Raw genomic sequence first — 20,799 nt, 5'->3', positions numbered from 1 at the left:
TGCCACCGTCGGGAACGGCGGCAGGTGCGACGGCGGCGACGGCCGGCGCCTGCTGAAGCGCCGGAGTGGAAGCGGCCGAAGCGTAGGTGATGCCCGTGGCGGCCAGGGCCGCTGCCGCGGAAACAGTCGCGGTGATCACCGTGGAACGAAGCTCCATGTCGCAATCTCCTGTCTCAGGGTGGCCGGCCCGTCGGCCGGCTCGTGAATGAACTTACCCATGCCGGTCATATCAGTCATATCGAAAGATCGGCAGAAGAGCTCCAAACGAGGCATTTCTGACCTTGGTCGAGGGTCTGATGAGATGTCATGTCGCCATAAACGCAAGCAGATTGACGCACCATTGGTCCTTCCGATGGATCTTCTGACGCCTGCTCATCCCACGGCGTCGGCGTGTCGCTGTGAATGCGTCGGGACGGGCCGTGTTAGCAAGGGGTCGGCCGTGCCGGGACCCGCTGGTCGCACGGCCCGGCGGCAGGCCGAGGGGTGGCCGAGGGGGGCGGCCGAGGGGTGGTCGAGAGGTGAACCCCGGGGGCGGCCCGCGGGCCGGATGCGGTGCGACCGCAACCTCCTTGCAGGGCAGCCAAGTTGTGAGAGGCTGACGGAGTATCCCCTGCCGGCGACGGCGACCGGTGGTTCGGCCCGTGACGCGATGACAGATGGGGTCAACAGGCCTTTGCGTGGCGCAACATGACGGTCAGTCGGCCGGTCGGTTTGCCCTCGACGGAGGGTTCGCCGTCCGTCCGGCTCCGCGGATGTGTTCCTCTCCGGTCGGCCGGACCTCTGGAAGCCGTTCCGTGCCGCACCGGCCCGGATGCCGGACGCGGAGTGATGCGCCGTCACCGCCAGTGAGCTCGACGCCGCGATCCAGGTCCGGGCGGCCCTCTTGTCAGGGGTGACCGACTGTCAACGGCGATGCGCCCCCGGTGACCGGTGGCCCCATCTGTATGCGAATGGGTGTTTGGTCCGGATTTGGCCGGGAACTCGACAGGGTGCGGAGGACGGGTGAAGGCCGTCCCCGGGACTGTCGTCAGAAGGAACGTGAAGTGTCGTGACCTCGCACACCGCCATGGACACCCCGAACAGCACGGACATCGCGAACACCCTGGAGAGCGCAGCCGGCCGCCCGTCCGAGACGGGCTGGGCGAGGGCCCGGCGGCTGCGGGACCGGCCGGTGGTGCGTACGTGCGTCCCGGCCGTCGACGACGCTGCCGTACGGCAGCCGGGACCGGACGGGAACATCGTCAGGGGCGAGGACTAGACACCGCGAGCCGGGCGGAAGCCGGGAAACCGGCCGGCCGCCCGGCTCGTGCCGGAACCGGGAGGCCTGCCGACCTCCCGGACCGGTTCAGCGCGTCTTGGCCAGGAGTTCGAGGACCTCGGCCGCCGTACCGGTCTCGCCGAGCCGCGGGAAGATCCGCTCGACGCTGCCGCGGTGCGCCTCGGGGTCCATGTCGCTCATCGCGTCGGTGGCGAGGGTGACGTGGTAGCCGTGCTCGTGGGCGGCACGGGCGGTGGACTCGACGCCGATGCTGGTGGCGATGCCGGTCAGCACGATCTGGGTGACCCCGCGGCGGCGCAGCTGCACATCGAGGTCGGTGCCGTGGAAGGCGCCCCAGTTGTGCTTGGTGACGGTGATGTCGCCGGGGTGCCCGGCCAGCTCGGGGACGATCACGTCCCAGCCCTCCGGCCGGGTGGCTCCGGGGTGCCCGGCCTCGGTGCGGCCCGGGACGGCGTCCGCGCCGTCGGCGGCGAAGGACACCCGGACCAGGACGACGGGCAGGCCCTGGGCGCGGAAGGCGTCGGCGAGCTCCACCGAGCGGGCGACGACCTCGGGTCCGCTGTACGGCTGCGTGGGCGCGGCGACGATGCCCGCCTGGAGGTCGATGACGACGAGGGCGGTGCGGGGGTCGAGGGCGGTGAGTGCCATGAGGGTCAGACCTTTCGGGTGTTTCGAGTGTTTCGGGTGTCGCGGGGAGTGAGGGTGCTCAGCGAGCGGTCGGTCAGAGTCGCCACCAGCAGCAGCACGGACCCGCAGAGCATGAACAGGGCGAGATCGTGCAGTCCGGCGGTGTCGGCGCGTTGGGTGAAGAAGGCGGCGTCGGCGGCGGAGGCGCCCAGCGCGCCGAGGTACATGAAGGTGCGCAACAGCCCGGCGGCGGAGGCGATCCGGGCGGGCTCGGCCTGCCGGTACAGGGCGGTCTGGTTGGCGAGCCCGATCAGCCCCTGCGGTACGCCCATCACGGCGCCCGTCAGCAGCAGCACCCACAGCGCGCTGCCGGAACCGACCAGCAGCAGCGCCGCGCACCCGGTGATCTGCACGAGCGATCCCACGATCAGCTTGCTCCGTACGGCCTCGCGGCGTCCGGTCAGGGTGGAGACGGCGAGCGCGCTCGCCGACAGCGGCAGCAGCACCAGCCCGGCGGTGGACGTGGTCAGCCCGCGCCCTTGCTCCAGCCACAGGGTGAAGCCGTACAGATAGGCGTACGACGTCGTGTAGCCGAGGAACTGGCGCAGATAGGTGGCGATCAGCGGAAGGTTGCCGCCGAGGACGCGGACGTCGACGAACGGGTCCGGCACCCGCAGTTCCCGGGCCACGAAGGCGACGGCGGCGACGGCGCTGAGCACCGGCAGATACCAGCGCTCGGCGCCGGGGTTCATCAGGAACAGCATCAGCGCGATCAGCGTGACGGCGAACAGGACCATGCCGGGCGGGTCGACGCCGGGCCGGTCGCCCGCCGGGCGCCGGGTCCGCGGCAGCCGCAGCGCGCCGAGCACCAGACAGGCGGCCGCCAGCGGCACGTTGACGGTGAAGACGGCCCGCCAGCCGTCCAGGCCGATCAGGATTCCGCCGAGGGTGGGGCCGACGACGGCGACCGTCTGCGCGGCGACGGCCAGCGCGGTCAGTACCCCGGCCGGGCTGTCCCGCCCGGTGCGTTCGGCCTCGCTGCGGGTGAGCTGCATGGCCGCCGGATACGCGGCCGACGTGCCGAACCCCAGCAGGACCCGGGCGGCGATGAGCGTGCCCAGGGTCGGCGCGAGGGCGCCGAGCAGACCGGCGACTCCGACCAGGCCGGTCCCGGCGAGGTAGAGGCGACGCGGCCCGTACATGTCGACGAGCCGTCCGATGACCGGCTGCCCGACGGCCGTGGCCAGATAGAGCGCCGACACCAGCCACACCGTCTGCGACGGCGGGGCCCCGAAGGCGATCCCGATCGGCACGAGCGCGACCGCGATCATCGAGGAGTTGATCGGGTTGAGTACGGAGCCCAGCACCATCGGGGCGATCAGCCGCCGGTCGAAGGCGTCGGGGGCGGGGCCGGCCGCCGTGGCCGGGCCGCGCCGGGAGAGCCGCGGTATCACTGCTGCGTGAGCCGGTCCATCAGGGCGAACGCGGTCAGGACCGTGCGCCGCTCGTCCTCCGTGAACCGGTCCTCGAACGCGCGGGCCAGCCACTCGGCCCGGGCCCGCCGGTTGCCCTCGACCCGCTCGCGTCCCGCGTCGGTCAGCGTGACCAGCTGACGGCGGCCGTCGTCGGGGTCGGGGTTGCGCCGGATCAGACCGTGCCGGTCCAGCGCGGCGAGGGTGGTCGCCATCGACTGCGGCCGGACCCCCTCGGCGGCCGCCAGCGCGCTGGCAGTGGCGGCCCCGTGCTTGCCGACCAGGGTGAGCGCGGACTCCTGCGAAGGGGTGAGTTCCTCGTCCTCGGCGACCTCCCTGATCCGCCGGCGCAGGCGGCTGAACACCACCCGCAGATCGCGCGCGGCACGGGCGGCGGACTCGGACACGCCGTCGGGCGGTCCGGGTGTCTCGACTGCTTCCGGATCGGGTTGTTCCATGGGGCCACCGTAAAACTTGCCGACGCAAACTGTCCAGTTTGAACTGAACAGTTTTAGCTGTAGATCTCCTGTACGTCTCCTGTGGGTCGGCTGGGTCGGCTGGGTCGGCCGGAGGGCGGCGTCCGGGGCGGCCGAGCGGCGTCCGGGGATGTCCGAGGGGGCCCAGGGGCCCCGTCCGCAGACGGCCCGAGGGGCGGACGCCGTACGCTGAAGCCGTGCGCCTGCTGCTGACCGCCGACACCCACCTCCCCCGGCGCGCCAAGGAGCTGCCCGCCCCGCTCCTCGCCGAACTCCCGCGCGCCGACGTCGTCCTGCATGCCGGGGACTGGGTCGACACGGACACCCTCGACCTGCTGGAGAGCCGCAGCCGCGCGGTCGTCGGGGTGTACGGCAACAACGACGGCCCCGACCTGCGCGCCCGCCTTCCCGAGGTGGCGTACGCCGAACTCGGCGGCCTGCGCTTCGGCGTCGTCCACGAGACGGGTTCCGCCCAGGGCCGGGAGGCCCGCTGCGCCGCCCGCTTCCCCGACCTCGACGTCCTGGTCTTCGGCCACAGCCACATCCCCTGGGACACGACCGCCCCAGGCGGACTGCGCCTGCTCAACCCCGGTTCGCCGACCGACCGCAGACGTCAGCCCCACTGCACGTACATGACCGTCACCGTGGCCGACGGCGCCCTCACCGACGTGGTCCTGCACCGGCTGCCGCCGCGCTGACGTCGTACGCGACCATCGTGCACCCGGTCCGAGCGCCCGCGCGCAAGCCCGTACGCACTCACCGCGCTGTGCGCGGATGGACGGCGCCCCGCGTCTGCGTCAGCGGGGCGCCGCTGCCGCCCCAGCGCACCGCGACGATCTCGGCGGCGACCGACACCGCCACCTCCTCGGGGGTACGGGCCCCGAGGTCGAGCCCGACCGGTGAGCGCAGCCGGGACAGCTCGCGCGGGCCGAGCCCGGCCTCGGCCAGCCGCCGCATCCGCTCGTCGTGGGTACGGCGGCTGCCCATCGCCCCGATGTACGCGGCCGGCCGGCGCAGCGCCTCCTGGAGCAGCGGCACGTCGAACTTCGGGTCGTGGGTCAGCACGCACACCACCGTGCGCTCGTCGGTGTCGGTGCCCCGCAGATAGCGGTGCGGCCAGTCCACGACCACCTCGACACCCACCGGGAACCGCTTCGCGGTGGTGAAGACCGGGCGGGCGTCGCACACCGTGACCCGGTAGCCGAGGAAGTCGCCGATCCGGGCGACGGCGGCCGCGTAGTCGATCGCCCCGAACACCAGCATGCGCGGCGGTGGCGCGAAGGAGTGCAGGAACACGCGGACGGCGTCCTCGCGCCGCTCCCCGTGCGGCCCGTAGTGCCGTACGCCCGTGGCGCCGAGCGCGAGTCCGCCGCGCGCGTCGGCGGTGACCGCCACGTCCAGCCCCGCTGTGCCCAGTGTGCCGAGGGCCCGGTCCGGCCAGACGGCGAGGACGGCGCCGAGCGGCGCGGGTCCGCCGGTCACCGTCGCCACGGTCACCGGGCGGCCGGCGGCGACCGACTCGGCGACCGCGCCGAAGGCCGGGTCGAGCACGGGGGAGACCGGCCGCAGCAGCACGGTGAGCTCACCGCCGCAGGTCAGCCCGACCGCGAAGGCGTCCTTCTCGTCGTAGCCGAAGGTCTCCAGGCAGGCCCGGCCGCTGGCCACCACCTCCCGCGCGAGTTCGAAGACCGCGCCCTCCACGCAGCCCCCCGACACGCTGCCCACGACCTCGTCGTCCGGCCCCACGGCCATGGCGGCGCCGGGATCGCGCGGCGCGCTGCGGCTGACCGCGACCACGGTGGCGAGACCGAACGGGGCACCGGCCGCGTACCAGCCGCTCAGCGCCGGGAAAATGTCACGCATCGTCACCTCTGTCCTCGCCGAGGTCAGCGTCGCACCCGCCGTACCGGCGTCACCGCACCGCCACGCTGCCGGCGCCGGGGGTTAATGCGTTGCCGTGCCGCCCACGACTCTGCTGCACTGAGAGTGACCAGCCCCCCACGGATCGAGGAGCACCGATGCGAGCAGCGTTCATGTCCACCCCGGAAGGAACGACCCACTCTTCGAAGGACATGACGCTTCGTGCACCTGCTCAACCTCGGAATCCTCGCGCATGTCGACGCGGGTAAGACCAGTCTGACCGAACGGCTGCTGCACACGGCCGGGGTCATCGACGAGATCGGCAGCGTCGACGCGGGCAGCACCCGCACCCGACACGCTCGCGCTGGAGCGGCAGCGCGGTATCACCATCAGATCGGCAGTCGTCTCCTTCCCGGTGGACGACGTGACCGTCAATCTGATCGACACCCCGGGCCACCCCGACTTCATCGCCGAGGTGGAGCGCGTTCTCGGGGTCCTCGACGGGGCCGTGCTGGTGGTCTCGGCCGTCGAGGGCGTCCAGGCGCAGACCCGGGCGCTCATGCGGACGCTGCGCCGGCTGCGCATCCCCACGCTGGTCTTCGTCAACAAGATCGACCGTCGTGGCGCCCGCGACGCGGACGTGCTGCGCGCGCTGTCCGAGCGCCTCGCGGCGGCGGCCGTACCCATGGGCCGGGCCACCGGACTCGGCACCCGCGAGGCGGCGTTCACACCCGGCTTCGGCCCCGGCGTGCTCGATGTCCTCGCCGACCACGACGACGACCTGCTCGCCGCGTTCGTCGAGGGCGCCGTCGGCCACGACCGGGTGCACACGGCCCTGGTCGCCGGGACCCGGCGGGCCGACGTGCACCCGGTGTACTTCGGCTCGGCGATGACCGGCGCGGGCGTGCCCGAACTGGTCCGCGGGATCAGGGACCTGCTGCCCACCGCCTGCGGCGACCCCGAAGGCCCGGTCTCCGGCACCGTCTTCAAGGTCGAGCGGGGTGCGGCGGGGGAGAAGGTCGCCTACGCGCGCATGTTCTCCGGCACCCTGCGGGTGCGCGACCGGATCGCCTTCGGCGAGGGCGGCCGGGAGGGCAGGATCACCGGGATCGGTGTCTTCGACCACGGCACGGACACCCCGTCCGGCGCCGTCGCCGCGGGCCGGATCGCCCGGCTGTGGGGACTGGCCGACGTCAGGATCGGCGACCCGATCGGCGTACCCCGCAAGCCGTACGGCCACTTCTTCGCGCCGCCGACCCTCGAGACCGTCGTCGTACCGGGGCCGGGCACGGACACCGGGGCGCTGCACACGGCGCTCACCCAGCTGGCCGAGCAGGACCCGCTGATCGACCTGCGGCACGACGAAGCGCGCCGCGAGATCTCGGTGTCCCTGTACGGAGAGGTGCAGAAGGAGGTCGTCCAGGCGACCCTCGCCGACGAGTACGGACTCCACGTCTCCTTCCGCGGGACGACGCCGCTGTGTGTCGAGCGGCCGGCCGGGACGGGCGAGGCGGTCGAGTTCAACAAGAAGGACGCCAACCCGTTCCTGGCCACCGTGGGACTGCGCGTCGGGCCGGCCCCCGTCGGCTCGGGCGTCTCCTTCGCGCTCGCGGTCGAGCTGGGCGCGATGCCGTACGCCTTCTTCAAGGCGGTCGAGGACACCGTGCGCGAGACCCTCGGCCAGGGCCTGCACGGCTGGCAGGTGCCGGACTGCGCGGTCACCATGACCCACTGCGGCTACTCGCCCCGGCAGAGCCATGCGCACCAGCGCTTCGACAAGAGCATGTCGAGCACCGGCGCCGACTTCCGCGGACTGACCCCGCTGGTGCTCGTCGAGGCGCTGCGCCGGGCGGGCACCCGGGTGCACGAGCCGATGCACGGGTTCCGCCTCGACGCCCCGGCGGACACCCTGGGCGCCCTGCTTCCGGTGCTGGCCGCCCTGCGGGCCGTGCCGCGGACGGCCGACACACGGGGCGAGGTCTGTGTCCTGGAGGGGACGGTGCCGGCCGCCGAGGTGCACGCCCTGGAGCAGCGGCTGCCCGGACTGACCCGCGGCGAGGGCGAGTTCGAGAGCGCCTTCGACCACTACGCGCCGGTCGCGCGCGGTCCGGTCCCCGAGCGGGCCCGCACCGACCACAACCCGCTGAACCGGAAGGAGTACCTGCTGCAGGTGACGCGCCGGGTCGGCGGATGAGGACCCGTCAACTTACTCTGGAGTCAGTGGTGTTGACTGCGACCGGACATCCTCGGAATGTAATGGACATGCCGAATATTCGGGCACGTCTGCTCGTGGTTCTGGTTGTCCTCTGCGGATTCCTGACGGTGGCGGGTTCCCCGTCCGCCACCGCCGCCACCACCGTCCCCGACTCCCTCTGGTTCGACGGCACGGCCCTCACCGTGTCGAACGGCAGGTTCACCGACGGCCTCGGCCGCGAGGTCGTACTGCGCGGCTACAACGTCTCCGGCGAGACCAAACTGGAGGAGAACGGCGGCCTCCCCTTCGCCTCGGTCGCCGACGCGAGGAAGTCCGCGACCGCGCTGCGCTCCCTGGGCGGCGGCAACTCGGTCCGCTTCCTGCTCTCCTGGGCCCACGCCGAACCGGTCCGCGGCCAGGCCGACACCGCCTACCTGGCCGCGGTGACGGACCAGATGCGCGCCTTCCTCGACGCGGGCATCCGCGTCTACCCCGACTTCCACCAGGACCTCTACTCCCGCTACCTCTTCGACGAGGACAGCTGGTACACCGGCGACGGCGCCCCCAAGTGGGCCGTGGACGCGGGCACCTATCCGGACGAGTCCTGCGGGATCTGCCTCTTCTGGGGCCAGAACATCACCCAGAACGGCGCGGTCAAGGCAGCGTCGTACGACTTCTGGCACAACGCCTACGGCCTCCAGGACGCCTTCCTGGCCACCGCCCAGCAGACCATGGCCTACCTCGGACAGCACCTGTCCGCCGAGGAGTTCGCGGGTGTCGCCGGCTTCGACCCCTTCAACGAGCCGTACGCGGGCACCTACGACTCCGGGCAGACCAGCCGCACCTGGGAGCGGGACGTCCTGTGGCCGTTCTACGTGAAGTTCCGCGCCCGCATGGACACGGCCGGCTGGCAGGACAAGCCCGCACTCGTCGAGCCGAACCTCTTCTGGAACTCCAACATCGACTCCCAGAAGCAGACCGGCGGTCTGCTCGACGCGGGCACGCTCGGCTCCCGTTACGTCTTCAACACCCACTTCTACGACCAGAAGGCGATCTCCGGGATCCTGATGTGGGGCAAGGCGGCCGACGGGCAGTACGTGACCGACTTCGGCACGGTCCGCGACCGGGCGGCGGCCACCGGGACGACGGCCGTGGTCGGCGAGTTCGGCCATCCGCTGTCGGGCACGGTGGCGGACAAGGCGCCGACCGTCCTCAAGGCGATGTACCAGGCCCTCGACTCCCGGGTGAAGGGCGCGAGCTGGTGGTCGAGCCCGGCCGCCTCGGGCCCGGTGCTGTCCGGTTCCCAGTGGCAGTGGGACCTCTACAGCGGCCGTCATCACGAGCTGATGAACGGCAACACCGGCAAGGTGCTCACCACCGGCGACGCCTGGAACGACGAGGACCTGTCCGCCGTACGCCTCGACGACTCGGGCACGGCGGTCCTGCGCCAGGACGCCCGGCTCCTCGACCGCGTCTACCCGGGCGCCACTTCGGGCACGACGGTCGCCTTCACCTACGAGGACCGCTCCCGCGACGGCTCGACCACCCTGACCTGGAACCCGGTGCCGTCCTCCCTGCCGCACGTGGCACAGCTGGCCGGGTCCGGGCAGTACGCACTGCTGGTGTGGCGTTCCACGGGCGGTTCGGCGCCGACCGAACTGCACCTGCCGGCGTCGTTCCCGACGGCGTCCACCACGGTCGTCTCCGACCTCGGCACCGCCTACGGCCCACCCGCGTACACCCGGACCACCCCGGTCGCCGTGGCCGCCGAACCGGGCGGCACCGGAAGCCGCCGCCTGCTCCTCACCACGTCGGACACGGGCGTCCTGCACTACGCACTGGTGACCAACGGGGCGACGTCCCCCTCCACCACCCTGCTGACCGCGGCCCGCACGGAACTCGCGGCGTGGGCGGGCCGGATCTGACCGAGCCGCCCCGGTGAAGGCCGTTCCCGTCCTGGTGAGGCCGGGACGGGGGCGGCCGGAGGAGAACGCGGCGCGCCGGGCGCCGCTGTCACCACTCGTCGTGGTCGTCGATCACCCGGAAGCTGCCCACGACACCGTCGTCACCGAACATGCCCCCGAGATCGGTACGGGTCACAGTGCCGGAGGTCTCGCCGTGGGGGCCCACCGTGGTGACCGGAGCGCCGCCACAGTCGAAGCCTCGGAAGACCTCGACGGTCTGCCGACTGTCATTGAAAATACTGAAGCTGCTGGAGCTGGCCGCGGTGATGCAGCCATCGGCGGAGGCGGAGTACGTACGTTCGTTGAAGTAGATCCTTCCGCCTTCCCCGCGACCGTAGTCGGATCCGCCCTCCTCGTGTCCCTCGTTCCTCGCCTTGCTCGCGCTCCTGCCGCCCGAGAAGGCCGCGACAGGAGCGGCTCGGTGCACAGGCCGGGCCACTCGGTGGACGGAGCGGACGGAGTGGGTAGAGCGGACGGAGTGGGAGGCCGGGGTGGATCCGACGGCCGGGGCGTAGGTGATGCCGGCGGCTATCAGGGCGGTCGCGCCTATTCCGGTGCCGACCACGGCAAAAGTATGCGAAGGCATGTCACTTCTCTCTGTCGGACGGACGTCGGCCAGGCAACCGACCTCCGACGAACGTACCGACAGCGCTCATGGCCGGCATTTCGGACGAATCTCTGGTGTGACGCCATGCGTCCGATCGGGTAACAGGGTTTCAGGGGCCGCCGGCCATAGCCTTCGCGCAAGCGCCCTCAGCTCGGGAAGGGCCGGCCCTCCGGCCTGTGCCCCCGGCAGGATCCGAACCTGCGACTGGCGCTCCAGGAGAGCGGCCGGGGAGTCGGCCGAGGACCTGCGGCTTCCTCGGCCGACCGGGGCCGTGACGGTTGCACGGCTTCGTTCTACTTGCTCTGCGCGTCGCGCAGCCGTTCGGCCTGCCTGATGATCGGTTCGGTGGGGAATGTCGATGTACGGCCGATATCCAGGGAAACGTAGGTCGCGATGACATTGCCGGTCCGCACGATGACGAACAACTGGTCACGCTTGCCCTGTTCGGTCGGCGAGTACTCCCGGAACTGCACAGCCTCGTCGCCCGCCTTCGGCGCCTTCTGCGTCTGCATGGTGGCTGTGTATGTACCTGTCCACCCGTCGCCCTGGTACGTGTGGCATGAGTTCAGGGCGCGCTTGAGTTTTACGAAGAGTTGTTCGGCCTCACCATCGTCGTAGGAGGCCAGGGTGGTTCCACCGGGGTAGATCCCGTCCCTCCAGTTGATCACCTGGCTGACGACCGCTGAAGCCGTCGTCGCGTTGCTGATGTCAAGTACTGACTGGCAGTCAGGATCGGAGACGGGCTTGATGGAGGGGGAGTCGGCCGGGTCACCGTGGTCCTGGACGGAGATTCCTCCCGGGCGGGCCTCGGGCAACTCCGCATCTTCCAGGGTCAGCGCCTTCAGCTCGGCTTCGCTCAGCGGCTTCGTCCGCGTGGTGGCAGGCGCGGAGGACGGTTCGGCTCCGGAAGCCGTGGTCGTGACGTCTGCAGCCGAGCAGCCGGCCAACGCCGCCCCGGTAAGCAGGGTCAGGGTGACGTGAACCGCCAACGGCATCCGGGCGTGCATAAGTTCCCCCAAGATCATGTCAAGGAGCGTGATCTTAAGCGAGCTTCGACCGCGCTGCCAGAGCCTGCGCTTCAAGTCCCCGGTGCATGGGGCTGATAGGGAAGGACCAGCCAGGCCGACCTCACCCGGCACGGGTGGGGCGCCTGTGGGCCACGCTAGTCTCCGATCATGGCTTTGCGACCTGATGAGTTCTACGACCACGCACGCGAGGCCGCGGACGGTGAGCTTCGGCTTCCGTTGGCGCGGATGACCGGCTGGGAGATAAGCCCGTTCGAACCCGAGGGACTACGCGTCGCGCCGCTGCGTCCGCCCGTTCTGCCTGAGCCGGAACGGCATGGCGAGGATCCGGCGAACTGCGACCCGTGCCGCGCCCGGGACGAAGGCATCTGGTTCGACGAACGCTGGCGACTGGCCCGGATCAAGGGCGTCGGCGTGCCCTTGGTACTGATGCTGTTCTCCCGGGACCACTACGACATGGCGGATCTGCCCGACGAAATGGCCGCCGAACTCGGGGTGCTCACCACTCACATCGTCCGCCATGTGCAGACACTGCCGCATGTCTCCCGAGCCCACGTCTACCGGATCGGGGACGGAGCGGCGCACCTGCACATCTGGTTCTTCGCCCGGCCCGAGGGGCAGGCCCAGCTGTTCGGGTCATGGATGCCCGTCTGGGACGACCTCCTGCCGGAGTACCCGGCGGAGGTGGCCGACGCGGACGCGGCGGCCGTCGCTGACGCACTGATCACCTCGTACGGAGGCAGTCGCCGGACCACCGACGAACAGACGCATGTCTGAGCCTTCGAGGTGGAGGCCGACATCTGGTGGTGGGGGGCCAGAGCAGTGGATTCCTGTGCGGGAGGGCCTTTGCCGCGTACTGGCCCAGCCTCTCTCTGGCCTGGTTTCCATGGAGTCGGCCCTTGTGATTGAGGAGGCGGAGCAGTGGAGCATCCCCGAGAGTGATCGCGAGGCGTTGCGTGAGTGGGGGTTGCCTCGGCACCCGCTCTTCACGCGCCGACCTCAGTCCGGACCGGAACCCGTCCTCGTGCCCAACCGAGCCGGCGAGTATGAGCGGCGCCTGGTCCGAGAGGGGCAGCGGCTCTACGACCTGGGCTATTGGGGGACCGACCCGACCAGCTGCGTGGTCGGCGTGGTGCCCGGCGAGGGGCGTGTGCTCTGCCTGCTCCCGGAGCCGATCACGGTGGAAGACCTGCCGGAGATCCTCCGGCCCTGCCACTCGGGGCTGTACAAGCCTGCGGTCTCCTTCTTCAACACCTCACTTGCCCAGTACGTCGAGACGGCCTGGCGGTGGCATGCGGCCCTGCAGATCCTTCGGCAGATCGAGGAGCCTGCGCCCACAGCTGCGGAAGCGGAACTCGTGCAACACTCCGACCGCCTCTACGCGTGCTTGGACCTCATGGTGAACGTCGTGAGGAGAGTCGACCTTGCCGCCGATGCCGAGGGCCGACCCTCGGTCTGGACCGAGCTGATCCGCGAGAACTCCGTGTGAGCCGGGGGCACTTCATGCGAAGTGCCCCCGGCAGGATCCGAACCTGCGCGCACGGCTCCCGCCGCGCTGAGGATGCTTCGGTTGTTCAGGAGTCCGTGGGGAACGGTGGGTTCGAGATCAGTTGGGTGCCGTTCCACTTGACGATGTAGTCGACGGATCCGCCGGACGGGCAGCACTCGGGGTCGTCCGGGTTGCGGAGGTTCCCCTGGAGCGTCACCGAGGAGCCGCCGGGCTGCGGAATGTCACCGACGTCCGACAGCGGAGCGGTGCCGAGGAAGCGGTTCCCGTAGAAGAGGAAGACCTGATTGAAGTGGCCGCCGTCGTCGACGACTCCCCAGACGGCGCGCAGCGGCCCGCTCAGCTCCCCGATCGGCTTCACGGGCTGGTAGCCGAGCCCGGACAGCGTCCTGAGCGCCGCGTTCTTGTCGAAGGGCTCCGGATCCGGTGTGCCTTCACAGGCGTAGCCGAGCAGGTCCGCCGGCGGGTTCATCCGGCGCAGTCCGTCGCAGGCGGCGGTCGTCGAGCCGGTGGTCAGGGCTGCCGCTTCGGCCGGGGTGCCGTTCTCGTCCCGGAAGACGACCAGCTCCCCGTGGGCCATGGCATCTGCGGAGCCCGTGGTGATCAGCACCGCGGTGTCCCAGCCCGGCCAGCACTGCTTCAGGCCCAGGGCCGGGTCTCCGGCGGTGTTGAGCCGCTTGTGTGCTGCGGCCAGGAGAGCCGAGTCCGCGGGGCAGTCCGTCCGCTGTGTGCGCGCCGGAGCGGCGGACTTTCCGGCGGTCGGCGAGCTCGGGTCGGCCTGGACCGCGCTGCCCCGTCCGTCGGCGCGGGTCGAACCGCCCGTCTCGGCCGTGGTGTTGCCGAGGCCCAGCTTCCCGGCCAGGTCCCACCGGGCGGCGGAGAAGCCCGATCCGCCCGCGAGCAGCATGATGACCACCAGGACGACGGGCCAGCGCGTCCTGCGCCGGACCGGTTCCGGTGTGCTCACGTCCTGTTCAGCCTGCATGCCGGACATTCCCATCGTCGTTCCTGCGTCCTGACCTCCAGACGTCCGTGATCATGACATCTACATATGTAGCTTGCAAGATCTTCACATTTGCATGCCGCCTGCCTGGGTGGACGGCGGTTGTGCGACGGCGAGTTGGCATCCGGCGTCACATCCGTTGACTTCGGCCTCTCGCGGCTCTACCTTCGGCGCGCCCGCATGTTCGGAAAGTCGATCCTTGTTCGATATATCGAATACATCGAATGCGCCGGGATGTCTCCGGTCGAAGGAGCCGCATGTTTCCCCCACCCCGAACGAGCCGCGCACGGCGTCGCCGGGACGCCGTCGTACGCGCCCTCGTCCTGGCGCTGACCGTGACCGCCGCACTCCTGTTCGCTCGGCCCGGCCCCGCACAGGCCGCGACCACCCGTCAGATCCCCGTCGCCACCGCCCCGATGGGCTGGGCCTCCTGGAACAGCTTCGCCGCCCGGATCGACTACGGGGTGATCAAGCAGCAGGCCGACGCGTTCGTCGCGGCCGGTCTGCCCGCGGCCGGGTACCAGTACATCAACATCGACGAGGGGTGGTGGCAGGGCACCCGGGACAGCGCGGGCAACATCACCGTCGACGAGACGGAGTGGCCCGGCGGGATGGGCGCCATCGCCGCCTACATCCACAGCAAGGGCCTCAAGGCCGGTATCTACACCGACGCGGGCAAGGACGGCTGCGGCTACTACTACCCGACCGGCCGTCCCGCCGCACCCGGCAGCGGCAGCGAGGGCCACTACGCCCAGGACATGCTCCAGTTCTCCACCTGGGGCTTCGACTTCGTGAAGGTCGACTGGTGCGGCGGTCACGCCGAGGGACTCGACGCGCCGAGCACGTACCGGTCGATCAGCGCCGCGGTCACCGCGGCCACGGCCGCGACGGGCCGCCCGCTCACCCTCTCCCTGTGCAACTGGGGCGAGCAGAACCCCTGGAACTGGGCCCCGGGCCTCGCCCCCATGTACCGGACCAGCACCGACATCATCTACTGGGGCGACAAGCCCGCCATGTCGAACCTGCTGTCCAACTTCGACCAGGCCCTGCACCCCACCGCCCAGCACACCGGCTACTACAACGACCCGGACATGCTGATGGTCGGCATGGACGGCTTCACCGCCGCCCAGAACCGCACCCACATGAACCTGTGGGCGATCTCCGGCGCACCCCTGCTGGCCGGCAACAACCTGGCGACGATGACCTCCGAGACCGCCGCCGTCCTGAAGAACCCCGAGGTCGTCGCCGTGGACCAGGACCCGCGCGGCCTCCAGGGCGTGAAGGTGGCCGAGGACACCGCGGGGGCGCAGGTGTACGGCAAGGTCCTGGCCGGTACCGGCAACCGCGCCGTCGTGCTGCTCAACCGCACCTCCGCCGCGCAGAACATCACCGTCCGCTGGGCCGACCTCGGTCTGACCGCGGCCTCCGCCGCCGTACGCGATCTGTGGTCACGCAGCGGACTGGGCAACTACGCCACCGGGTACACCGCGAGCGTCCCGGCCGGCGGCTCGGTGCTGGTCACCGTCACCGGCGGCACCGAGGCGGCGAGCGCCACCTACACCGGAACGTCGGGCTTCACCGGGGTGAGCGCCGCGCACACCGGCCTGGACGTCGTGGACGTCGCCTACACCAACACCGCCGCCACCGCGCGTACCGCGACCCTCAAGGTCAACGGTCAGACGGCGACGACGGTCTCGTTCCCGCCGACCGGCTCCGCCCAGGGCACGGTCTCCGTCGCCGTGTCCCTGTCCAAGGGCGCCTCGAACACCCTGACCTTCTCCGGCGCCCCCGCGCTCGCCGACCTGACCGTGCGCCCCCTGCCGGGCACGAACGGCACGCTCGTGGTCGGCGCGCAGTCCGGCCGCTGCCTCGACGTCTACGACAGCACGATCACCAACGGCACCCAGGCCGAGCTGTGGTCCTGCAACGGCGGCCGCAACCAGGCCTGGACGTACACCTCCCGCAAGGAACTCGTGCTGTACGGCGACAAGTGCCTCGACGCCTTCAACCTCGGCACCACCGACGGCACCGAGGTCGTCATCTGGGACTGCAACGGCCAGAACAACCAGAAGTGGAACGTCAACAGCGACGGCACCCTCACCAACGTCAACGCGGGCCTGTGCCTGGACGCCTACGGCGCGGGCACCGCCGACGGCACCCGGATGGTGCTGTGGACCTGCAACGGCGGCGCCAACCAGCGGTGGACGCTGACCTAGGGCGCGGATCCAGGGCGCGGATCTAGGGCGTGGGCGGCGGGGCGGTCGGGTCGGCGCCGGACAGGAAGGCGCGCGCCTGCGCCGCGAGCGGGGCGGCCCCCAGGGCGTCCGCCCAGCGGGCCACCTCCGCCGCGAGGGCCGCGGCCCCGGCCGGGTCGCCGGTGTCCCTGGCCAGCACCGCCAGCAGCAGCTGCTGCGAGAGCGTGCCCGGTACCGCGCCCGCGCCGGCGCCGAGCGCGGTCGCCCGGCGCCAGCGCTCCAGGGCGAGGCCGTCCTCGCCGGCGTCGTGGTCGTGGTCGCCGAGATGGCGCAGGGCCTCCCGGGCCAGCAGGGGGTCACCGGCCGACTCCGCGGCGTCCAGCGCAGCCGTGTAGCAGGCGTGGGCGGCGGCTCGGTCCGCGAAGTGGTTGTCCGCGACGAGCCCCGCGTACATGGCTGCCCAGCCACGGCGCCCCTCGTCCGGGGCGCGGTCGCGCAGTGCCTCGGCCCGTCGGCACAGCGTCCCGAGCGCCTCGGGGTCCTTGCCTGCCGGGCCGAAGCGCGGGGCGCCGTCGACGAGGAGCAGTTGCCGGTAGGTGTGCCGCAGCCGGGCGAAGTCGACGTCCCAGTCGCCGTCGGGCAGTTCCCGCTCCGCGACCGCCAACCGCGCCCGTGCGCTGTCGCCTCCGGTGAACCAGTCCTTCTCCAGGGCGGTCTGGGCAGCCGTCAGGAGGATCCGGGATCGGATCTCCGGGGCGTCGGCGGTCGCCGCGTCCAGCAGCGCCAATGCCCGGTCCCACCGCCCCGCCAGTCCCAACTCGCGTGCTGCGCTTAACAGTTCGCCGGGCTTCACGGTCAGGCTCGCGACGGTCGTGTCAATTGTCATGGCAGAAAAGGTAGTTATTTGAAAAACTATCCACAAGAAAATCACTGCGGGAGGCAGTCAATGGAGGATTCGGTCGACCGTCATGTGGCGGAGTGGTCGAAGGAACTCGCCTGGATGGACCCGGTCAAGGAGGCGATCTTCGTCCGGCTGGCGGTCCTGGCGCGGCACGCGTCCCAGGCCCGGCGCGAGGTACTGGACGCGGACGGACTCGCGTACGGGCACTTCAAGGTGCTGCTGAAGCTGCGCAGGCTCGGACCGCCCTACGAGAGCAGCCCCTCGCGGCTGGCCGACGAGCTGGGGCTGACCCGGGGCGCGCTCTCGGCGCGGCTCGCGGCCGTCGAGGAGGCCGGGCTGATCGTCCGCACGCACGAGACGGGGGACCGGCGCCGGGTACGTGTCCGGCTCACCGCGACCGGTCATGCCGCGTTCGAAGCGCACGCGGCATCGGAGGCCGAGGGCGAGCACGCGCTGCTCGCAGCGCTGAGCGCAGCAGAGCAGCGGACACTCGCAGACCTGCTGCGGAAACTGGTCGCGGCCGCCGAGGCCGACCTGCCCCCAGTGTCGCCCGCGCAGTGAAGGTCCAGGTCAGCCTGGAGGTGACCTGGACCCTCGCCGCTCTGCCGCCTACTCGTCCCATGCCTGGATCATGATCTGCTCGCTGATCTTGCCGTCGCGCAACGTGATCATCGACTCGGCGAGGACGCGCACTCCATCGGGGTACGCGCAGGACTCGCTGAAGGCCGCGCTGTCCCCCTGGATCACGCAGTTCTCCAGCTTGTGCGTCATGTCGCGGCTGTAGACGTCGTCGAGCATCGCGCCGATCTCGTCCCGGCCACGCAGGATCTTCGGGTGGCTGGGCTGGGAGTTGCGGTCGATGACGCGTATCTCGGCGTCGTCCGCGTAGAGCCGAAGGAGGGTAGCCGCCGTGGTTCCCTCGATGCCCTGACGCAGGGTGTCGGTGTCGAAGGCGGAGCCTGCCGCGCTGCCCATGCTGACCTCCTCACGAGGGCCGCGGTCCGGCGGACGGACGGGCCACGGCACTCCCACCTCCGAGCGTCCCCCGCCCCGCCGGGCTCGGCAAGCGGGACCGCGGGCTCCTCCTCACGGGTGAGTGCGGCGCCGCGCCCGTGTCCGCCGCCGCGCCCCTGCCGTTGCCCGGGCATGATCTCCACTCGACGCATCGTCGCCGCCGCCTGTCTCGCCGCCGGGGTCACCGGCCTCGCCGCCCCGCTCGCGAGTGCCGCCGAGGCGACCGCCCCGGCCGACGGCAAGCTGAGCCCGATCGCGGTGCTGGACTCCCTGGCCGCGAGCGACGTCCCCGCGCAGTACCGGGGCCAGGTTCCGCAGGTCCGCGAGCAGCTGTCGGGCCTGAGCAAGCTCAACGACCTCGGCCAGCTGCACCAGCTCACGGACCTCGCGGCACCGGTGACGGGACTGCTGCCCGCCGTTCAGTGACGACCGCGGTACGACGCAGGGCCGCCCGTCGAGGCGGCCCTGCGCCCTGTGCGGCCGCACGGCCGGCGCGGTCGGGTCAGTCGTCCGCGGTCGCCAGGAACTGCGTGGCCGCCAGTTCCGCGTACAGCGGGTCGGCCGACACCAGGTCCCGATGGGTGCCGACCGCGCGCACCTGGCCGGCGTCCATGACCACGATCCGGTCGGCCATCGTGACCGTCGACAGCCGGTGTGCCACGACGAGGACGGTCGTGGTCCGGGCGACGTCCGCGACGGTGTCGCGCAGCGCCGCCTCGTTCACCGCGTCCAGTTGCGAGGTGGCCTCGTCCAGGAGCAGCAGCCGGGGCCGGCGCAGCAGGGCCCGCGCGATCGCCACCCGCTGACGCTCGCCGCCGGACAGCCGGGTGCCGCGGTGCCCGACGAGCGTGTCGAGCCCCGTGGGCAGCCGGGCCACCAGACCGTCGAGCCGGGTCGTCTTCAGGACGTGCGCCAGCGCCGTGTCGTCCGCCTCCGGGCTGCCCAGCAGCAGGTTGTCGCGCAGTGAGCCCGACAGGACCGGCGCGTCCTGCTCGACATAGCCGATCGCGGACCGCAGCCGGGGCAGCTCCCACTCCGTGACGTCCAGCCCGTCCAGGGTGATCACCCCGGAACCGGGCTCGTAGAACCGTTCGATGAGGGAGAAGACGGTGGTCTTGCCCGCGCCCGACGGGCCGACGAACGCCGTCATGCCCCGGGCCGGCACGGCGAACGTCACCCCCTGGTGCACGTAGGGCAGTTCGTCGGAGTACCGGAAGCGGACGTCCTGGAATGCCAGCGACGCGGGCCTGGCGTCGGCGGACGGCAGCGGGGCGGGACGCGCGGGCGGCTCCGCGGGCAGCCGCAGCGCCTCCTGGATGCGGGTCAGGGCCGCGGCCCCCGTCTGGTACTGGGTGATCGCGCCGACGACCTGCTGGATCGGCGACATCAGATAGAAGACGTACAGCAGGAACGCCACCAGCGTGGCGATGTCGTCCGCGCCCGTCGCCACCCGCGCCCCGCCCACCGCGAGCACCGTGATGAACGCGATCTGCATGGCCAGCCCGGCCGTGTTGCCCGCGGCCGCCGCCCACTTGGCGGCCCGCACGCTCTGCCGCCAGGACTCCTCGGCCGCCGCGTGCAGGGTCTGCTCCTCGCGCTGTTCCGCGCCGGACGCCTTCACCGTGCGCAGCGCGCCCAGCACCCGTTCCAGCGCGGCGCCCATCACGCCGACCGCGTCCTGCGCGCGCCGGCTGGCCCGGTTGATCCGCGGCACGATCAGCCCCAGCACGAGGCCCGCGCCGAGGATCACGGCCAGGGTGACCGCCAGCAGCACCGGCTCCACCAGCCCCATCAGCACCACCGTCGCCACGAGCGTGAGGCCGCCGGTGCCGAGCCCGACCAGCGAGTCGGTGGTGACCTCGCGCAGCAGCGTGGTGTCGGAGGTGACGCGGGCCATCAGATCGCCCGGCTCGCTGCGGTCGACGGCCGGGATCCGCAGCCGCAGCAGATACGACGCCAGCGAGCGCCGCGCCCCCAGCACCACCGACTCGGCGGTGCGCCGCAGGACGTACGAACCCAGCGCGCCCACCGCCGCGTTGGCGACGACCAGGCCCGCCATCACCAGCAGCGCCCCGGTGATCGCCCGGTCGTGCGCCAGGTCGTCGATCAGCCCGCGCGCCACCAGTGGCAGCAGCAGCCCGGTGGCGCCGGTGACCAGGGACAGCACCGCCCCGGCCGCCAGGGCCCAGCGGTGCGGGCGTACGTATCCCAGCAGCAGCCGCCACGAGGGCGGGCCGGGCTGCGTCTGTGCGGTGGTCACGGTGCTCCTCACCGGTCGGGCCGGACTTCCCTGCCGTGTCGCCGTCTTCCGGTACGGCGGCGGGCGCCCGCGCGGCTCCCGGACCGGGTCCGGGGCACGGGAGGACCGCCGTTGGTCAACGCTGTGTCAACGCGGCCAGGGTGGTCTCCAGTTCCGCGCCGCGCGGCCGGTTGTGCGGCAGCCTGGACAGCAGGGCGGCCATACCGCAGGTGTCGGTGAGGGCCGAGAACACCAGCCCGCCGGCCACGCCCGCGGAGACCAACTGCCAGGCCGGATGCAGGAGTCCGAGCCCCAGCCCGGCCAGCACCAGGGTTCCCGCGGCGAGGCGGACCTGGCGTTCCATCGCCCAGCCGGTACGGGCGCCCGCCGGGCGCTGCGCGAAGTTCGTGAACCGGCTGTTCAGTGCGTCCAGGCC

At 71.6% G+C, this 20,799-nt stretch carries 19 protein-coding genes and 1 pseudogene; 9 read left to right on the top strand and 11 right to left on the bottom strand.

Translation table 11 applies throughout. The features are described from left to right. Nucleotides 1–1,066: 1,066 nt before the first annotated feature. On the top strand, nt 1,067–1,258 hold the full coding sequence (locus ABT085_RS25795) for a hypothetical protein (RefSeq protein ID WP_351612414.1): 192 nt from the start codon (nt 1,067–1,069) through the stop codon (nt 1,256–1,258). 87 nt (nt 1,259–1,345) lie between these two features. Here the strand turns inward: ABT085_RS25795 and ABT085_RS25790 are convergent, their stop codons facing one another. From ABT085_RS25790 to ABT085_RS25780, 3 genes are read right to left on the bottom strand one after another with little or no spacing between them, the layout of a single operon-like run. Continuing rightward, nucleotides 1,346–1,927: a hydrolase gene (locus ABT085_RS25790; protein WP_351612411.1), complete on the bottom strand. Its 582-nt coding sequence runs from the start codon at nt 1,925–1,927 to the stop codon at nt 1,346–1,348. 5 nt (nt 1,928–1,932) lie between these two features. Further along, nucleotides 1,933–3,360, bottom strand: coding sequence for an MFS transporter (locus ABT085_RS25785; protein WP_351612408.1), 1,428 nt, complete (start codon nt 3,358–3,360; stop codon nt 1,933–1,935). Next, the gene (locus ABT085_RS25780) at nt 3,357–3,836 is read right to left on the bottom strand and encodes a MarR family winged helix-turn-helix transcriptional regulator (protein WP_351612405.1); all 480 of its coding nucleotides are present in this window, start codon (nt 3,834–3,836) and stop codon (nt 3,357–3,359) included. The genes ABT085_RS25785 and ABT085_RS25780 overlap by 4 nt, the downstream gene beginning before the upstream one ends. 215 nt (nt 3,837–4,051) lie before the next feature. Here ABT085_RS25780 and ABT085_RS25775 point away from each other — a divergent pair, with 215 nt between their 5' ends. Beyond that, the gene (locus ABT085_RS25775) at nt 4,052–4,552 is read left to right on the top strand and encodes a metallophosphoesterase family protein (RefSeq protein WP_351612402.1); all 501 of its coding nucleotides are present in this window, start codon (nt 4,052–4,054) and stop codon (nt 4,550–4,552) included. Nucleotides 4,553–4,610: 58 nt separating this feature from the next. Here the strand turns inward: ABT085_RS25775 and ABT085_RS25770 are convergent, their stop codons facing one another. Continuing rightward, nucleotides 4,611–5,717 (bottom strand): XdhC family protein, encoded by a 1,107-nt coding sequence (locus ABT085_RS25770; protein ID WP_351612399.1) that lies wholly within the window; start codon nt 5,715–5,717, stop codon nt 4,611–4,613. A 219-nt stretch (nt 5,718–5,936) separates the two neighbouring features. Here ABT085_RS25770 and ABT085_RS25765 point away from each other — a divergent pair. Together ABT085_RS25765 and ABT085_RS25760 are read left to right on the top strand one after the other, a co-directional pair. Further along, nucleotides 5,937–7,908: pseudogene (locus tag ABT085_RS25765) on the top strand (GTP-binding protein). 62 nt (nt 7,909–7,970) lie between these two features. Then, nucleotides 7,971–9,833 (top strand): cellulase family glycosylhydrolase, encoded by a 1,863-nt coding sequence (locus tag ABT085_RS25760; protein ID WP_351612396.1) that lies wholly within the window; start codon nt 7,971–7,973, stop codon nt 9,831–9,833. A gap of 88 nt (nt 9,834–9,921) precedes the next feature. Here the strand turns inward: ABT085_RS25760 and ABT085_RS25755 are convergent, their stop codons facing one another. Together ABT085_RS25755 and ABT085_RS25750 are read right to left on the bottom strand one after the other, a co-directional pair. Beyond that, nucleotides 9,922–10,437 (bottom strand): hypothetical protein, encoded by a 516-nt coding sequence (locus tag ABT085_RS25755; RefSeq protein WP_351612393.1) that lies wholly within the window; start codon nt 10,435–10,437, stop codon nt 9,922–9,924. A 335-nt stretch (nt 10,438–10,772) separates the two neighbouring features. Then, a complete protein-coding gene (locus tag ABT085_RS25750) occupies nt 10,773–11,504 on the bottom strand; it encodes a hypothetical protein (RefSeq protein ID WP_351612390.1) in 732 nt (243 codons plus the stop codon). 150 nt (nt 11,505–11,654) lie between these two features. On the opposite strand from ABT085_RS25750, the gene ABT085_RS25745 reads away from it, so the two are divergent. Together ABT085_RS25745 and ABT085_RS25740 are read left to right on the top strand one after the other, a co-directional pair. Then, a complete protein-coding gene (locus tag ABT085_RS25745) occupies nt 11,655–12,281 on the top strand; it encodes an HIT family protein (protein ID WP_351612388.1) in 627 nt (208 codons plus the stop codon). A gap of 109 nt (nt 12,282–12,390) precedes the next feature. Then, on the top strand, nt 12,391–12,993 hold the full coding sequence (locus tag ABT085_RS25740) for an SUKH-4 family immunity protein (protein WP_351612385.1): 603 nt from the start codon (nt 12,391–12,393) through the stop codon (nt 12,991–12,993). A gap of 85 nt (nt 12,994–13,078) precedes the next feature. Here the strand turns inward: ABT085_RS25740 and ABT085_RS25735 are convergent, their stop codons facing one another. Further along, the gene (locus ABT085_RS25735; RefSeq protein WP_351612382.1) at nt 13,079–13,996 is read right to left on the bottom strand and encodes an LppP/LprE family lipoprotein; all 918 of its coding nucleotides are present in this window, start codon (nt 13,994–13,996) and stop codon (nt 13,079–13,081) included. A 275-nt stretch (nt 13,997–14,271) separates the two neighbouring features. On the opposite strand from ABT085_RS25735, the gene ABT085_RS25730 reads away from it, so the two are divergent. After that, nucleotides 14,272–16,230 (top strand): ricin-type beta-trefoil lectin domain protein, encoded by a 1,959-nt coding sequence (locus ABT085_RS25730; protein WP_351612380.1) that lies wholly within the window; start codon nt 14,272–14,274, stop codon nt 16,228–16,230. A gap of 22 nt (nt 16,231–16,252) precedes the next feature. On the opposite strand, the gene ABT085_RS25725 is transcribed toward ABT085_RS25730, so the two are convergent. Next, entirely contained in the window at nt 16,253–17,095 is an 843-nt protein-coding gene (locus tag ABT085_RS25725) for a hypothetical protein (RefSeq protein ID WP_351612377.1), read from the bottom strand. Between the two features lie 60 nt (nt 17,096–17,155). On the opposite strand from ABT085_RS25725, the gene ABT085_RS25720 reads away from it, so the two are divergent. After that, nucleotides 17,156–17,671 (top strand): MarR family winged helix-turn-helix transcriptional regulator, encoded by a 516-nt coding sequence (locus ABT085_RS25720; RefSeq protein ID WP_351612374.1) that lies wholly within the window; start codon nt 17,156–17,158, stop codon nt 17,669–17,671. A gap of 48 nt (nt 17,672–17,719) precedes the next feature. Here the strand turns inward: ABT085_RS25720 and ABT085_RS25715 are convergent, their stop codons facing one another. Beyond that, nucleotides 17,720–18,085, bottom strand: a complete 366-nt coding sequence (locus ABT085_RS25715) for a nuclear transport factor 2 family protein (RefSeq protein WP_152892795.1) — start codon at nt 18,083–18,085, stop codon at nt 17,720–17,722. Between the two features lie 171 nt (nt 18,086–18,256). On the opposite strand from ABT085_RS25715, the gene ABT085_RS25710 reads away from it, so the two are divergent. After that, nucleotides 18,257–18,550, top strand: coding sequence for a hypothetical protein (locus tag ABT085_RS25710; RefSeq protein ID WP_351612370.1), 294 nt, complete (start codon nt 18,257–18,259; stop codon nt 18,548–18,550). Nucleotides 18,551–18,626: 76 nt separating this feature from the next. On the opposite strand, the gene ABT085_RS25705 is transcribed toward ABT085_RS25710, so the two are convergent. Further along, the gene (locus ABT085_RS25705; RefSeq protein WP_351612368.1) at nt 18,627–20,384 is read right to left on the bottom strand and encodes an ABC transporter ATP-binding protein; all 1,758 of its coding nucleotides are present in this window, start codon (nt 20,382–20,384) and stop codon (nt 18,627–18,629) included. Between the two features lie 115 nt (nt 20,385–20,499). Beyond that, nucleotides 20,500–20,799, bottom strand: a 300-nt coding sequence (locus tag ABT085_RS25700) for a YgaP-like transmembrane domain (protein WP_351612365.1), incomplete at its 5' end; no start/stop codon positions are given.

The sequence above is a fragment of the Streptomyces sp. NPDC002265 genome, assembly GCF_040296125.1.
Lineage (GTDB): Bacteria > Actinomycetota > Actinomycetes > Streptomycetales > Streptomycetaceae > Streptomyces.
This window is presented reverse-complemented; position numbering and strand designations above follow the sequence as displayed.